This is a genomic window from Pseudenhygromyxa sp. WMMC2535 (assembly GCF_011083025.2).
In genome coordinates, this window is record NZ_JABJWV010000001.1 from 8226623 (window position 1) to 8239439 (window position 12817).

Annotated in this window: 10 protein-coding genes; 3 read left to right on the plus strand and 7 right to left on the minus strand. The window is 69.3% G+C overall.

What is annotated here, in order from left to right; genetic code table 11:
* From G6O69_RS31780 to G6O69_RS31795, 4 genes are read right to left on the minus strand one after another with little or no spacing between them, the layout of a single operon-like run.
* Entirely contained in the window at positions 1-1092 is a 1092-nt protein-coding gene (locus tag G6O69_RS31780) for a pentapeptide repeat-containing protein (protein WP_172307222.1), read from the minus strand.
* Entirely contained in the window at positions 1089-3818 is a 2730-nt protein-coding gene (locus tag G6O69_RS31785) for a DUF2169 domain-containing protein (RefSeq protein ID WP_172307223.1), read from the minus strand. Before G6O69_RS31785 ends, G6O69_RS31780 begins: the two co-directional genes overlap by 4 nt.
* On the minus strand, positions 3815-6151 hold the full coding sequence (gene tssI / locus G6O69_RS31790) for a type VI secretion system tip protein TssI/VgrG (protein ID WP_172307224.1): 2337 nt from the start codon (positions 6149-6151) through the stop codon (positions 3815-3817). The genes G6O69_RS31785 and tssI overlap by 4 nt, the downstream gene beginning before the upstream one ends.
* Positions 6148-6543 carry a DUF4150 domain-containing protein gene (locus G6O69_RS31795; RefSeq protein ID WP_172307225.1) on the minus strand — a complete coding sequence of 132 codons (396 nt, stop codon included), beginning with the start codon at positions 6541-6543 and terminating at the stop codon, positions 6148-6150. Before G6O69_RS31795 ends, tssI begins: the two co-directional genes overlap by 4 nt.
* Positions 6544-6653: 110 nt before the next feature.
* On the opposite strand from G6O69_RS31795, the gene G6O69_RS31800 reads away from it, so the two are divergent.
* The 3 genes from G6O69_RS31800 to G6O69_RS31810 all read left to right on the plus strand — a co-directional run bounded on the left by G6O69_RS31800 (position 6654) and on the right by G6O69_RS31810 (position 8555).
* Positions 6654-7106 carry a DUF192 domain-containing protein gene (locus G6O69_RS31800; protein WP_172307226.1) on the plus strand — a complete coding sequence of 151 codons (453 nt, stop codon included), beginning with the start codon at positions 6654-6656 and terminating at the stop codon, positions 7104-7106.
* 79 nt (positions 7107-7185) lie between these two features.
* The gene (locus G6O69_RS31805; protein ID WP_172307227.1) at positions 7186-7782 is read left to right on the plus strand and encodes a hypothetical protein; all 597 of its coding nucleotides are present in this window, start codon (positions 7186-7188) and stop codon (positions 7780-7782) included.
* Between the two features lie 167 nt (positions 7783-7949).
* Complete coding sequence (locus tag G6O69_RS31810; RefSeq protein WP_172307228.1) at positions 7950-8555, plus strand: hypothetical protein; 606 nt, start codon at positions 7950-7952, stop codon at positions 8553-8555.
* Positions 8556-8631: 76 nt separating this feature from the next.
* Here G6O69_RS31810 and G6O69_RS31815 read toward each other — a convergent pair whose 3' ends face one another.
* Genes G6O69_RS31815 through G6O69_RS31825 form a run of 3 tightly spaced genes read right to left on the minus strand, consistent with a single transcriptional unit; the run spans position 8632 to position 12799 of the window.
* Positions 8632-9684, minus strand: a complete 1053-nt coding sequence (locus tag G6O69_RS31815) for an SUMF1/EgtB/PvdO family nonheme iron enzyme (RefSeq protein WP_172307229.1) — start codon at positions 9682-9684, stop codon at positions 8632-8634.
* On the minus strand, positions 9681-12341 hold the full coding sequence (locus G6O69_RS31820) for a S49 family peptidase (protein ID WP_172307230.1): 2661 nt from the start codon (positions 12339-12341) through the stop codon (positions 9681-9683). The genes G6O69_RS31815 and G6O69_RS31820 overlap by 4 nt, the downstream gene beginning before the upstream one ends.
* Positions 12342-12397: 56 nt before the next feature.
* Positions 12398-12799: a co-chaperone GroES family protein gene (locus tag G6O69_RS31825; RefSeq protein ID WP_172307231.1), complete on the minus strand. Its 402-nt coding sequence runs from the start codon at positions 12797-12799 to the stop codon at positions 12398-12400.
* Positions 12800-12817 lie beyond the last annotated feature (18 nt).

Consider the following 12817-nt stretch of genomic DNA (forward strand, 5'->3'; position numbering starts at 1 on the left):
CTAATACTTCGGCTTCCAGTTTTGGGCCGCGGCGAGCTCGGGGTCGGTCCCGAGGGTCACGGCCCGGTTGGGGATGTGCGCGCCGGCGTCGTCGACCGCGTGGAGGTTGGCGCGAAACATCTGGGCGCCCCTGAAGTCGGCCCCGCTGATGTCGGCCTCGGAGAAGTCGGCGTAGGTCAGGTTCGCGCCAGCGAAGGAGGCCTGGGCACACTTCGCGCGCTGAAAGATGCACTGATACATGCCCGCGCCCCCGCAGCGCGCACGCTCGAGCGTGGCGTCGATGAAGATCGACTGCGCGAGCCTGGCACCGCGCAGGTCCGCCTCGCTCAGATCGGCCTCGACGAACAAGGCGTTGCTGGCGTTCGCCTTCGCCAGCACGACGCCGGCCAGGTCCGCGCTCTTGAAGTTGGCGTTGCGCAAGTCCGCGCCGCTGAAGTTGCAGCCCTGGAGCTTGGACTCGGTGAACTGGGTCCGGCACAGCGTGGCGCCAGACAGGTCGAGGCCGCTGAGGTCGGACTCGACGAGCACCAGCTGGATGAGCTCCGCCCCCTCGAGCAAGACCTGGCGCAGGTCGGCCTTCATCAAGGTGACCTGCTCGAGCTTGCAGCCGCGCAGATCGAGGCCGTCGAGCCGACACTCGCTGATGATGTTGCGATCGAGGCGCGAGCCCGTGAACCTGGCCCGCTCGAGGCCGCACTTGGCGAACAGGGCCTGGCGCGCGTCGGTCTGGCTGAAGTCCGCCTCGCTCGCGTCGAGCTCGATCATCCGCGCGCGGGTCAGGTCCGCGCCGCTGAGCACGGCGCCCGAGAGCCCCGACTGGTAGAGCGTGGTCAGGTGCAGGTTCGCCCCGTCGAGACGGGCGCCGTCGAGCTTGCAGGCGACGAAGGTGGCCTCGCGCAGGTCCGCGCGGCGCAGGTCGGCGCCGCTCAGGTCGACCTTGTTGAAGGTCGCGCCGCGTAGATCGATGCCCGCGAAGTCCCGACCCGAGAGGTCCCAGCCTTCGGCCTCGAGCCCGCGGTAGACGTGCCTGGCCAGGGCCTCGGCGGTCTCCGGCACCACCCAGTCGGTGCGGTCGTCGATCCCGTGGCTCACGTCGACGCCCCTCCCCCCTCGGCGCCAACCTGGTCGTCGAGGCGCGGGTGGATGCGGACCTTGGTCAGCAGCGCGTCCTCGAGCTGGACCGCCGCGTCGCTGCGGACCCGGGCCATGTCGGCGGCGTAGAGGTTGGCAGCCCGAAAGTCCGCGCCCTCGATGACCGCGCGGGCGAAGCTCGCGTTCATGAAGTTGCCGGAGATCATCTCGGCCTGGCGGAGGTTCGCCATCTCGAAGCTCGCCCCGCGGGCGACGACTCGATAAAACTTGGCCTCGGCCAGGTCGCTCTCGCTGAAGTCCGCGCCGTCGACGGTCGCGTGGCGGATCTCGGCGCCGCGCATGCGCAAGCCTCGACAGTAGGTCCCGAGCATCGACGCCCCGCTGAACACGACAGCGTCGAGCTTGCAGTCCTCGACGAAGCGGGCGTTGTCGAGCTTCGCCTCGCGAAAGCCAACCTGGCGGATATCCACGCCCAGGAAGGTCGCCGAGACCAAAGACGCGCCGTCGAAGGCGGAGCCGCGCAGGTCGTTCTCGTGCCACAGCGTGCGATCGAGGCGGGCGTGGCGCAGGTTGACCGCGCGCAGCTCGACCTTGATGAAGACCAGATCATCGGCGAAGCAGCCGCTCGCGTCGCAGCGCTCGAGGCTCAGCTCGACCACCTTCGCCCCCTTCAGCTTGGCGCGGATCAAGCTGCTCTCCTCGAACCTGGCCCCGTAGAGGTTCGCCTCGCTGAGATCGGCGTCGGTGAATATCGCCCCCGAGATCTTCGCCTTGCCGAGGTTCACGTCGACGAGCGAGGCGCCCTCGAGCCGCGTCCTCGTCAGCTTCGCGTGGGCGAGCACGGCCCCGTCGAGGCGAGCGCCGCTGAGGTTCGAGTCGCTCAAGTCGGCGCTCTCGAGGTAGGCCCCCGACAAGTCGACGCCCCTGAGGTCCATGCGCGAGAGGTTGGCGCCCGTGAAGTTGAGGTTGGTGAAGTCCTCCCCCGCGGCGATCGCCTGGCGCAGGCGCGCCCGCGTCGGCCCGCGCATCTCGGCCGGCATCGCCGGCGCGGGCTGCTGGAAGTGCGCGCCCATGTGGTAGGCCTGCCGCTGCCCGCGCTCGGCCTCCTCCCACTGGGCGTAGAGCTCTTCGTCGACGATCATCTCCTCGATCTCGTCGTTGATGTAGCCGGTCGCCCGGGTCTGCGCCGCCATGTCTTGCAGCATCTTCAAGATCGCGGCGGCCGTGTAGGTCGGCGGCCCGATCTGTCCGGGCTGGTTTTGCTCCTCGTGCAGGGTCTCGCTCGTGAAGTCATCGATCCCCGCGTCGTCGATGATCGCGTCGACCTCGGCCTGGGCCTTGGCGATCTTCGCCTTGCTCTCGACGTCGAGCTGCTCCTTTTTCGCCTTCATGTCCTCGATCAGCGCGGGCAGCTGCTTTGGCGAAGGCGGGCTGAAGTCGACGGGCTCGGGGATCGGCGGGCCGTGGACGTCCGGGTCGAGGCCGTGGCTGGCGACCTCGGCCCGGCCGGCCTCGGCGAGCTCGACCTGCCTGCGGCGCATGTTCTGACCGCGAAAGCTCTCGAACTTCGACAGCTCGAGCTCCTCGTCGAGGGGCGACTCGGTCTCACCGAGCCCCTCGGGCAGCAGCTCGTCGTCGACCAGCATCGCCAGCGCGCCGGTCTCGGGATCGAGGCGATCGCTGGCGACCTTCAGGTAGTGCTCGACCGGCCGCGGGCGGTCGTCGTGCTCGGCCGCGACGAGCAGGTGGACGATGTCTTCGCCGAGCTCCTCGGCCACGATCGTCGAGCCCGACCAGATCATCACGCCGAGCTCGGCGTCGGGGAAGAACCACAGGGTCTGAAGCGCGAGCTGGATCTCCTCGAGCCGCGCCGGGACCTGCTTGACCATCTGCTTGAGATCCGGGCCGGGCGGCCGGGCCTCGCCGATCGCGTGCGAGCGGTTGATGAACACCCGCGCGCGAAAGCGCGGCAGCTCGCCCTCGACGACCTTGCTGGGATGGAGGTTGTCGAAGCGGTAGCGCTCTCCCCCCTGCCAAAAGCCGTCGCGGCGCTGATCCGGCGCGGCGATGTTGTGGATCTCCCAGTCGACGTCGCGCGCGTAGCCGGGAAAGAGGTTCTCGAGCCAGTCCTGGTCGTAGGTCCCGGCGAGGCGCTGGCGCTGCGGCCAGGCGAGATCGAGGGGACCAAAGCCAGCCGGCTGCGGGCGATCGTTGGGTGAGTCGATCAGCTCGCGGGGGGCCTCGACGTTGGGCAGCGGCGTGACCGCGAAGCCGTCGAGCTCGACCTCGTCGATGCCCTTGCCAAAGGGGTTGTGCGGGTACGCCTTGCCGCCAAAGGCGTGGGCCCAGTTGATCGCCATCTGCGTGAAGGGCTGCGGCTCGGTGGCCGAGTCGCCGGTCCAAAACCGGTCTCCGAACACGGCGAGGTCCTTTTGAAGCCCGCCGACGCTCGCGCGCACCGGCACCGCGGGGGCCGGCTGTCCCCCCGGGGGGAAGGCGATCCCGCCGAGCAAGAACTCGGCGCGCGACTTGGGGATCGCATAGTCGAGGGCGCCCTCGGCCCCGAGGCGCTCGGCCGCCAGCTTCCACATCCCAACCTCGTGGCTGAGCGTGTCCGTGCGGCCGAGGGGGAACATGGCCAGGGCCGAGACCCCCATGTAGAAGCGCCGGCCGTGCTCGAAGCAGCGCGTGAGCACGCCCAGCTGCTGAGGTTTGATGACCTTCATCCGATGATGTTCATCGCGGCGTTGTAGACCTTGGCCGCGGCGACGTAGGCCGCGAGCCCGGCGTTCTCGAACTCGAGGCCGCGGTCCTTGACGATCACGCCAGTCTGCCCGTTGCTGAAGCCGGTGACCTCGAGCTTGATGCCCGTCATGCCCATCGCGACGCCGGTGTATTCTGCCTTGGCCCCGGTGTAGCCGATCGCAAACCCAAAGATCGCGCCCTGACCACCGCCGAAGGACCAAAAATCCTGGTCCACGGTCTTGGTCCCGCCGGGCGCGAGGACCGTGAAGCCACCGGCCGCGTTGACCAAAAACGAGCCGGTCGTGGTCATGTTGATGCCGCCGGCCGCGGTCACGGCCAGGTTCGCGGGCGTGGTGGTGGTGATCCCACCGGTGATGGTCTCGGACATGGAGCCGCTGACCGTGTCCGTGAGGTTGCCGCTGATGGTCTGGCTGACGTTGCCGCTCACGGTCTGGTCGACGTTGCCGGTCACGGTCTCGGCGTGGTTACCGGCGACCGTGCGCGTCTCGTTGGCCGCGAAGTCCTCGCTCACGTTCCCGGTCACGGTCCGAGACTCGGAGCCCGAGACCTCCTCGGAGAAGTCCCCGCTGACGACCACGCTGCGGTTTCCGCCCACGGACATGTCCTGGTTGCCGTCCACCGTCTCGCTTTGGTTGCCGTGGACGGTCTGGGTCTGATCGACGTCGACGTTGTTGGTCTGGTTGTTGCCGACGGTCGTGTTGTGGTCGTTGAGGACGGTCTCGTTGAAGTCCTTTTGGGCGTGGATGAAGATCTCTTCGGAGCCAGACGCGTCCTCGAAGCGCAGCTCGTTGAAGCCGCCGCCGCCAGGCGAGCTGTTCGACTTGACCGTGCTCTTGGTCTTGTCGCCGGGCAGCCCATAGGGCGGCACGTTGTCGCCGTTGTAGACGCAGCCCATGACCATCGGGCGATCGGGGTCGCCCTCGATGAAGTTGACCGCGACCTCCATGCCGATCCGCGGCAAGAACACGAAGCCCCAGCCGTTGCCGGCCCAGGGCTGGACCACGCGGACGAAGCACGAGCTGTTCTCGTCGTTTTGCCCCTCGCGGTCCCAGTGAAACTGGACCTTGATGCGCCCGTGCTCGTCGGTGTGGATCTCCTCGCCGGCGGGGCCGACCACAGTGGCGGTCTGTAGCGAGGGCATGCGCGGGCGCCTGCGCCGACGCTCGGGTCGCCACTCGACCTCCGAGGGGATGCACTCGATGATGTTGGAGTAGCCGTCCACGCCGAGGCTGTGCGAGCCGTAGCGGTGCTCAACGGCGACGACCACGTACTGATCCGCCATGTCGGGCTGAGGGTGATCGAGGAGCTCGAAGCGCGCCCCCGGGGCCATGGCGATCGCCGTGCTCGCGCCGGCGCAGCGGATCGCGTCGCGCTGGTGGACGGCGCGGCGGATCGCCAGATCGTGATCGACGTCGTCGGGCTCGAGCCCCGCGCTGCGGTAGCTCGACAGCCCGCTGGGCTCGTCGTGGATGTACTCTTCGCGCTCCGGCTCGAGGCTCGCGCCGTTGGCGGTCTCGAGCTCGGCGGCCTCGACGCTCTCGCCGTCGTAGCCGGCACTCGGCGACAGCCAGTTGAACACCTTGGTCCGGACCACGGTCGAGCGCAGCTTGGACATGCGCCGAAACTCGCGCAGGTCCTCGGTCAGCCCGGCGTCGTCGCCCCTGCTGACCAGGGGCAGCATGCCGTCGGAGTTCCCGAGCGAGAGCAGGTCGACGTAGACCGCGTCGCTGTCGTGGAGGGTCATGACCTCCTTGCCGTCGCTGTCGATGAAGTGATAGCCGATGCCGTGCTCCTCCATCAGCCGGTGGACGAAGTCGAAGTCCGTCTCCTGATACTGGACCGTGTACTCCTGCGTCGAATACTTGCCCGACAGGTAGCCGAGATCGACCGCGCGCTCGTAGGCCCCCAGGCCCTCGCCGAGGACCTGCTCGAGGATCTCCGGGATCGTCATCTCCTGGAAGATTCGGCTGTTCTTCCGGTGGCGCAGGGCGACGAGCGCCGGGACCATGGTCACGGTGGCCACGAGCTCGTGGCCTGTGCCCACGCCGTCCTCGACGCGCTCGATGATACCCGAGAATTCATGAATCGCCCCGGCCCGCTCGATCACCACCGTGGCCGAGGTCCCGAGCATCAGCGACGGCTCGGCCATCAGATCCTGGCTGTGCAGCTTGATCGTCGCCGCGCCCGGCTCGTTGAAGCGCTGGCGGATCGACATGTTCTCGATCTTCCAGGTGCCGTCGACGTCGGCGCTGGCGTCAAAGCGAAGGGCGACGGAATTTTCGGAGTCACTCATGGCGCCAGAACCAAAACCTTGACCTGGCTCGGGACGATGCGGACGCCCGGGCAATTGGTCGAATTTTGCAAAGAAGCGCTGGTCACCCGGGTCGCCGGCAGACCGCCGACGAGGGTGGTGAAGGACGCGGTCAGGTGCCGCGAGGGCCCCATGACCATGCCCGATGCCACGCCCGTGGCCACACCAGGGTTGTCCCCATTGGTCATTGGGATCGAGGTGCCCATGTTGTGGGCCGGCGCGTACATGAACAAGACCCGATAGGCCGCGGGGACGCCCATGGGCCCAGCCGTGATGTTCGGGTAGGGGATGGGCACAGGACCCGCTGGCGAGGGCGTGAGGCAGACATCGGGGAAGCCCGTGTCCATACCCATCATCTGCGTGTTGGCGAACATTGACGACTCCTTCGAGGCCGGAATCATAGATCATTGCACTTTGCGTGACGAGCCGGACTCGAGACTTCACGCTGGGCGCTCGTCGGCTTGCAAAAGAGGTAAGGTGCACCATGCGTTCGCTCGCCCTCGCGCCGACGCTCTCCCTCGCCCTCTTCGCCTGCCCGGGGCCCGAACCCGTCTGCGAGGAAGACATCCGCGCCCAGGTCCTCGACACCACCGCGCTGACCATCGTCGAGCTCGAGCTCGAGCTCGACGCCGAGCTCGCGGACGAGGCGGTCGAGCGGGATCGCGGGTGGAAGCATCGACGCTGCGATCGCGAGGCCCTGCTGCTGATCCCCGACCTCCCGGCCAGCGAGCTCCCGGTCTGGGGTTGTGCCCTGACGGAGGCCATCGACGTCGCGCTGATCCGCGACGAGCTCGTGCTCGCGGTCGAGCGCCTCGAGCCCTGCGCCGAGCCCTGCGCGAGCTGCCCGGTGATCGCCGAGGGTGTGAGCGTCGACGCGGTGCTCGAGCTCCCGGCGGACAGCGTGGCCATCGCGGCCGGCCAGCGCGTGCAGTGGTGAGCGGCCAGCTCGCTGCCCTCGCCGCCCCCGCCCGAGGTTCAGCTTGACGCGCTCCCTCGCGCGGATGCACATGGGGTTCGTGACCAGCCGACTGTCCCCTGCCCTCCTCACCCTTACCGCCATCGCCACCCTGCTCGCCCTCCCCGCGCAGGCCCAGGCCTCCAACTACCCGCCCGACTACGACGTCTGCAGCGAGTACGACTACGCCTACACCGGCCCCTTCGAGCTGATCCTCGATCCCGTCCGCACCGGCATCGCCAAGCTGACCGTGGCCTATCGCGGCTACCTGCGCGACTACTACGCCGACGAGGACATCAACATCTACATCTCGCTCAACGGCAACGACGCGTTCATCGGCGCCAGCGCGGGCAGCAACGACGACGCCTACATCCTGCTCAACTCGGGGCCGCGCGACTGCGAGTGGTGCCCGACCGGCGGCACGCCCTGGGACGCGCCGATCTGCGCGGAGATCGAGATCCCCGAGGGCTCGAGCGGCGTCTGGCACTGCGAAGACCCAACCGACATCGAGAGCCACTTGTTCTACTGGGCCTACGACGCATACGGCAGCCGCAACGACTGGGACATCCAGGTCGCCGCCGAGGCCGGCGGCTACTGGGACAGCAACTTCGGCGCCAACTACAGCGCCTACTTCTACGCCGACGCGACCTGCTTTTGAGCCTGGCCTCGACCGCAGCTGCAGAGGCTCGCGCGAAGCTGCCGACGCACCCTCGCGTCGGCAGCTTCGCGACGCGTCGAGGGCCTCCGCGTGCCATCGACAGCGCCCCCCCGAGGTCCAGCAGGTCTAGCTTGACGCGCTCCCTCGCGCGGATGCACATGGGATTCGTGACCAGCCGACTGTCCCGTGCCCTCCTCACCCTGACCGCCATCTCCACCCTGCTCGCCCTCCCCGCGCAGGCCCAGGCCTCCAACTACCCGCCCGACTTCGACATCTGCAGCGAGTACGACTACGCCTACTCCGGCCCCTTCGAGCTGATCCTCGATCCCGTCCGCGATCACGTCACCAAGCTGACCGTGGCCTACCGCGGCTACCTGCGCGACTACTACGCCGACGAGGACATCAACATCTACATCTCGCTCAACGGCAACGACGCGTTCATCGGCGCCAGCGCGGGCAGCAACGGCGACGCCTACATCCTGCTCAACTCGGGGCCGCGCAACTGCGTGTGGTGCCCGACCGGCGGCTCGCCCTCGGACGCGGACATCTGCGACGAGATCGACGTCCCCGGCGACTCCCCCGACTCGAGCGGCATCTGGCACTGCGACGACCCCACCGATATCGAGAACCACCTGTTCTACTGGGCCTACGACGAGTTCGGCAACCGCAACGACTGGGACATCCAGGTCGCCGCCGAGGCCAACGGCTACTGGGACAGCAACCTCGGCGCCAACTACAGCGCCTACTTCGACGCCGACGCGGTCTGCTATTGAGCGAGGCGAGCGCCCTCGCGGCCGCGCGGGTCTCGACCGCGGCCAGCGAGGGCGCTGTCCTTTGGCGAGGGCGAGCTCAGGGCGTCGCGCAGCAGCGGATGCCCATGTTGTTCGAGCGCGCCGCCCGGGTCCGCCCGCTCTTGACCCCGCAGCGCATCAGCGAGTCATCGGTGGTGTACCAAGAGCCGCCGCGTCGCCGGCAGTACTGCTCGTGGTCCTGGAGGCCGTCCTCGTCGTCGCAGGCCGCCGTCCACTCCCAGACGTTCCCGCTCATGTCGTAGAGGCCGTCGAGGCCGCCTTCGCAGGCCGGGAGCGTGCCGCCCGGGACCACGTCACCGACGCCCAGGGCCTCGTCGTTGCAGGCCAGCTGCTGGTAGTCGTCGCCGTAGGGATAGGTGTTGTCGCCCCCGCCGCTGCACGCCTGGAACCACTCGTCGTCGTCGCCCTCGAGGTCGTCGTAGCTCGGGGCGTCCCCGCCGACGTCGGCGCACAGCCGCTTTTGCGCCCAGCGACAGTAGGACTCGGCGTCGCACCAGTCGACGCCAGCGACCGGCTTGTCGTGGTCGTCATCGAGCTGATCCTCCCAGGCCTCGGGCTCGAAGCCGCCGTAGTCGACCTTCCAGCCGCAGACCGGGCCGAGGAACTCGGGCTGGACGTCCGCGGCCATGAACAGGGCGTAGTCCGCGACGCTGACCTCCGTGCGATCGATGCGGTAGCCCTCGCCCTCGACCATCGGCGCGTCGGGGCAGGTCCCGCAGCCAGGCGTGCCGCATAGGTCTGCGCAGGCCTCGGACCCGGTCTCGCCGCTCGACTCCGACTCGCTCCCGGACTCGGACTCGCCGCTCGACTCCGACTCGCTCCCGGACTCGGACTCGCCGCTCGACTCCGACTCGCTCCCGGACTCGGACTCGCCGCTCGACTCCGACTCGCTCCCGGACTCGGACTCGCTGCTCGACTCCGACTCGTCGATCTCGTCGGCGCCTGCCGACTCGGACTCCGCGTCCGACTCGCTGCCCGCGTTGTCGTCCGAGCTCGACGTCGCCTCGACGACCTCCGTGCATCCCCACAGCCCGAACCCGAGCCCGAGCGTCAGGACAGCAGCCCACCTCTTCGTGATCTCAGTCTTCATTCAATCTCGATCTCCCCAGGGATCATGGTCAGCGCCTCGTCTTGGGGCAAGAAAAGCAACGAGAGCGGCAGGCGAGCCGCGGCCGCGTCGAGCAGCTGGGGCAGGACCTCGCCCTCCCGCGCCTCACGCTCCTTGGCACTCACCGCCCGCTCGACGGGCTCGACCACCAAGGACCCCGCCCCGCGGAGGATCAGCTGGACCAAGGTCAGGCGGCGCGGGAGCACGCGCAGCTCGAGCTCGCGAAAGCCGGGCTGCCCGCTGCGCGCGCGGACCTCGGCCAGGGCCTCGCGCAGGCCGCCGTACTCGTCGATCAGCCCGATGTCCTTGGCGCGCTTGCCCGACCACACCCGACCGCGGGCCACGGCGTCGACCTCGTCCGCGGTCTTGCCCCGCCCCTTGGCCACGCGCTCGAGGAAGAGCGCGTAGATCTGCTCGATGCCCTCGCGGACCTTCTCGCGCTGGACCTCCGACCAGGGCTGCCAGATCGAGTTCATGTCGATGGCCTCGCTCCCGCGATCGACGCGATCGATGCCGACTCCGAGGATGTCCATCAGCCCCGACACGTCGAAGTGCATCGAGACCACGCCGATCGAGCCGGTGATCGTCAGCGGCTCGGCGAAGATCTCGTCGGCGGCCACGGGCACGTAGTAGCCGCCGCTCGCGGCGACGTCGGACATCGACACGACGATCGCTGGCGAGCCGCGCTTGTCCTTCTCCCAAGCCGCGTGGGTGCGCTGAACCTCGCGCCACATGACCTCGCTGGCGAAGGCCGAGCCGCCCCCGCTGTCGACGCGCAGCACGATGCCCTTACAGGCCGAGTCGGCCCGCAGCTGACGCAGGGTCTCGGCGATCGTGTCACCGCCGGTGTACTGCAAGCCGAGCAGCGGGATGTAGCGGCTCTTGCCGTCGATGATCGTGCCCTCGATCAGGACCACGGCCAGGTAGGGCGCGACGCCCCAGGTCTCGCGCTCGGGCGTGGTCGGGCCGAACTCGCGCAGCGAGACCTTGGCCCCGATGTCCTCGCCGATGTTCTCGCCGATCTCGTCGCGGTGCATGACCGCGTCGGCGAGGCCGCCCGCGAGCGCGGCCTCGGGGCTCAGCGGGGAGGCGGTGATCAGCTCGCGGACCTTGGCCTTGGACAGGCCGCGGGCCTGGGCGATGTCGTGGACGACCACCTCCCAGGTGTCGTCGAGCAGGGCCACGCGCTGCTCCGTGTCGGCGGGGCTGCGATCGTTGCGCGTGAAGTTCTCGTGGGCGCTCTTGTACTCCTCGATGTGCGCGGCCTCGACCTCGACGCCGAGCTTGGCCAGGGCGTCCTTGAAGTAGAGTCGCCGCGAGCCGATGCCGACCGTGGAGAAGTGGCCCGCGGGGTGGGTGTAGACCTGCTCGGCGACGCTGGCGATCCAGTAGTCGCGCAGGTTCGGGGTCTCGGCCCAGGCGAACACGTGGCCGCCGGCGTCGCGGACCCGCCGCAGGGCGTCGCGCAGCTCCTGGCCGGCGCCCCAGCCGAGGCCGAAGCCGTCGGCCTTGATCAGGATCACCGCGCGATCGCCCGCCGCCTCGGCGCGCTCGAGGGCGCGCAGCGTGGCGATCAGCCCGCGCTGGCTGCCGATCCCACCGAGTTCGATGGCCTCGACGTCGACCAGCCGCCCCCAGTAGGCCCGGCCCTGGCGTTGGCTGGTGAAGCGCGCCTTGATCGCCACGCCGTCGACGGCCTCACCGAGCCCCGCGTGCACGCCCACGCCCACGACGCCATAGTCCCAGGCCACGGCCAGGGACACGGAGCCGCGCATGGCCGTGCTCGTCCCGATCAACTCCAGCGTGTCCTCGTCGAGGAGGTCGGTCTGGACCTGCTGGACCTCGCCGGCGAGCTCGAGGCCTTGATAGCGCAGGATCACCCGGCCGTAGGGCAGCAGATCCTGGCCGACGTCGAAGTTGCCGAAGCCGCGGCCCTCGCTCTGGTCGGCCCGGGCCGTGACCCCGCCCGCGAGCTCGAGCCAGCGCGTGCCCAGCGGGCGCAGCGAGAGCTCGCCCGAGAGATCGAGCACCGGGCGGTAGCCCGAGTCGCGCAGGTCCGCCGGCCCCATGCGGGCGACCGCGCCAAAGCTGGCGTAGTTGGTCAGGCGAAACACCGCGCCGAGGTCGACCTCGGGCGCGCGCAGGCGCTGACCCGAGCGACGCAGGCCGTGCACGCCCACGCCGATGCTCCCCCACTCGCCCGCGCCCGCGGCGAGGCCGAAGCTGAGCTTGGTCGTCGGCCGGTTGTGGCCGAGGTCGAAGTCGAAATTGTCGCCGCGAAAGCCCGGCTCCATCGCCTGGACGCCGAAGCCCAGGGCAAAGCCCCAGCCGAGGTTGAGCGAGGCGAAGGCCCCAAAGCCCGCCCCGCGGGCGAAGTCGTAGACCGTCTGGTAGCCGAGCACGGTCAGGTCGATGCCGTAGACCGAGTTGAGCAGGGCCGGGTTGAGCTCGAGGCTGCTCGCGTCACCTTCGCCGGAGCGATCGTGGATCGCCCGATCCACGCCGTCGTGGACCTCGCGGTGCTCGGCGACGGGATCCGCGGCGAGAGCCGAGCGTGGCGCGAGCGTGACACTGGCGACACTCAGACCGAGCAGCCCGATCATCCCGCGCCCCACGGTCACCCCGCGCGAGGCGGACACACCGCGGTCCGCGAGCGAAGCGCGAGGGCGCGCGCGCGTCCTCGGCGACCGCGAGCTCACTGCATCGCCTCCTCGGGGATCTCCTCGACGATCGCCAGCAAGTGACGCACGTCGACGATGCGCAGGCTCTCGTCCCAGGGGACCGCCAGCCCGCGCTGCTTGCCAAAGAGCACCTTGGCGCCCAGGGGCACGCCGCTGACGTTCTCGCCCAGGCCCAAGCCGCCGTCCTCGTCGTCATCGTCGTCGTCGAGATCGAGCTCCATCTTGGGCATCGTCCGGGCGACCTCGATGACCTCGCCGAGCAGGGCCTGGCCCGCGGCCTCCTTGGCGCCCTCGGGCAGGAAGAGCCCCGAGTCGAGGCGGTCGGAGTCTTTGATCAGGCGGACCAGCACGCGCGGCCCGAGGGGCTGGACGTGGCGCGTGACCTTCGGCGGCGGAGGCGGGGGCTCGCTTGTCATCACCCCCATTACAAGCCG

Bases quoted from the DNA above. Each gene is read 5' to 3' on its own strand.
- G6O69_RS31785 (WP_172307223.1), bottom strand. From the start codon at position 3,818: ATGAAGGTCATCAAACCTCAGCAGCTGGGCGTGCTCACGCGCTGCTTC.
- tssI (WP_172307224.1), bottom strand. From the start codon at position 6,151: ATGAGTGACTCCGAAAATTCCGTCGCCCTTCGCTTTGACGCCAGCGCC.
- G6O69_RS31795 (WP_172307225.1), bottom strand. From the start codon at position 6,543: ATGTTCGCCAACACGCAGATGATGGGTATGGACACGGGCTTCCCCGAT.
- G6O69_RS31800 (WP_172307226.1), top strand. From the start codon at position 6,654: ATGCGTTCGCTCGCCCTCGCGCCGACGCTCTCCCTCGCCCTCTTCGCC.
- G6O69_RS31815 (WP_172307229.1), bottom strand. From the start codon at position 9,684: ATGAAGACTGAGATCACGAAGAGGTGGGCTGCTGTCCTGACGCTCGGG.
- G6O69_RS31825 (WP_172307231.1), bottom strand. From the start codon at position 12,799: ATGACAAGCGAGCCCCCGCCTCCGCCGCCGAAGGTCACGCGCCACGTC.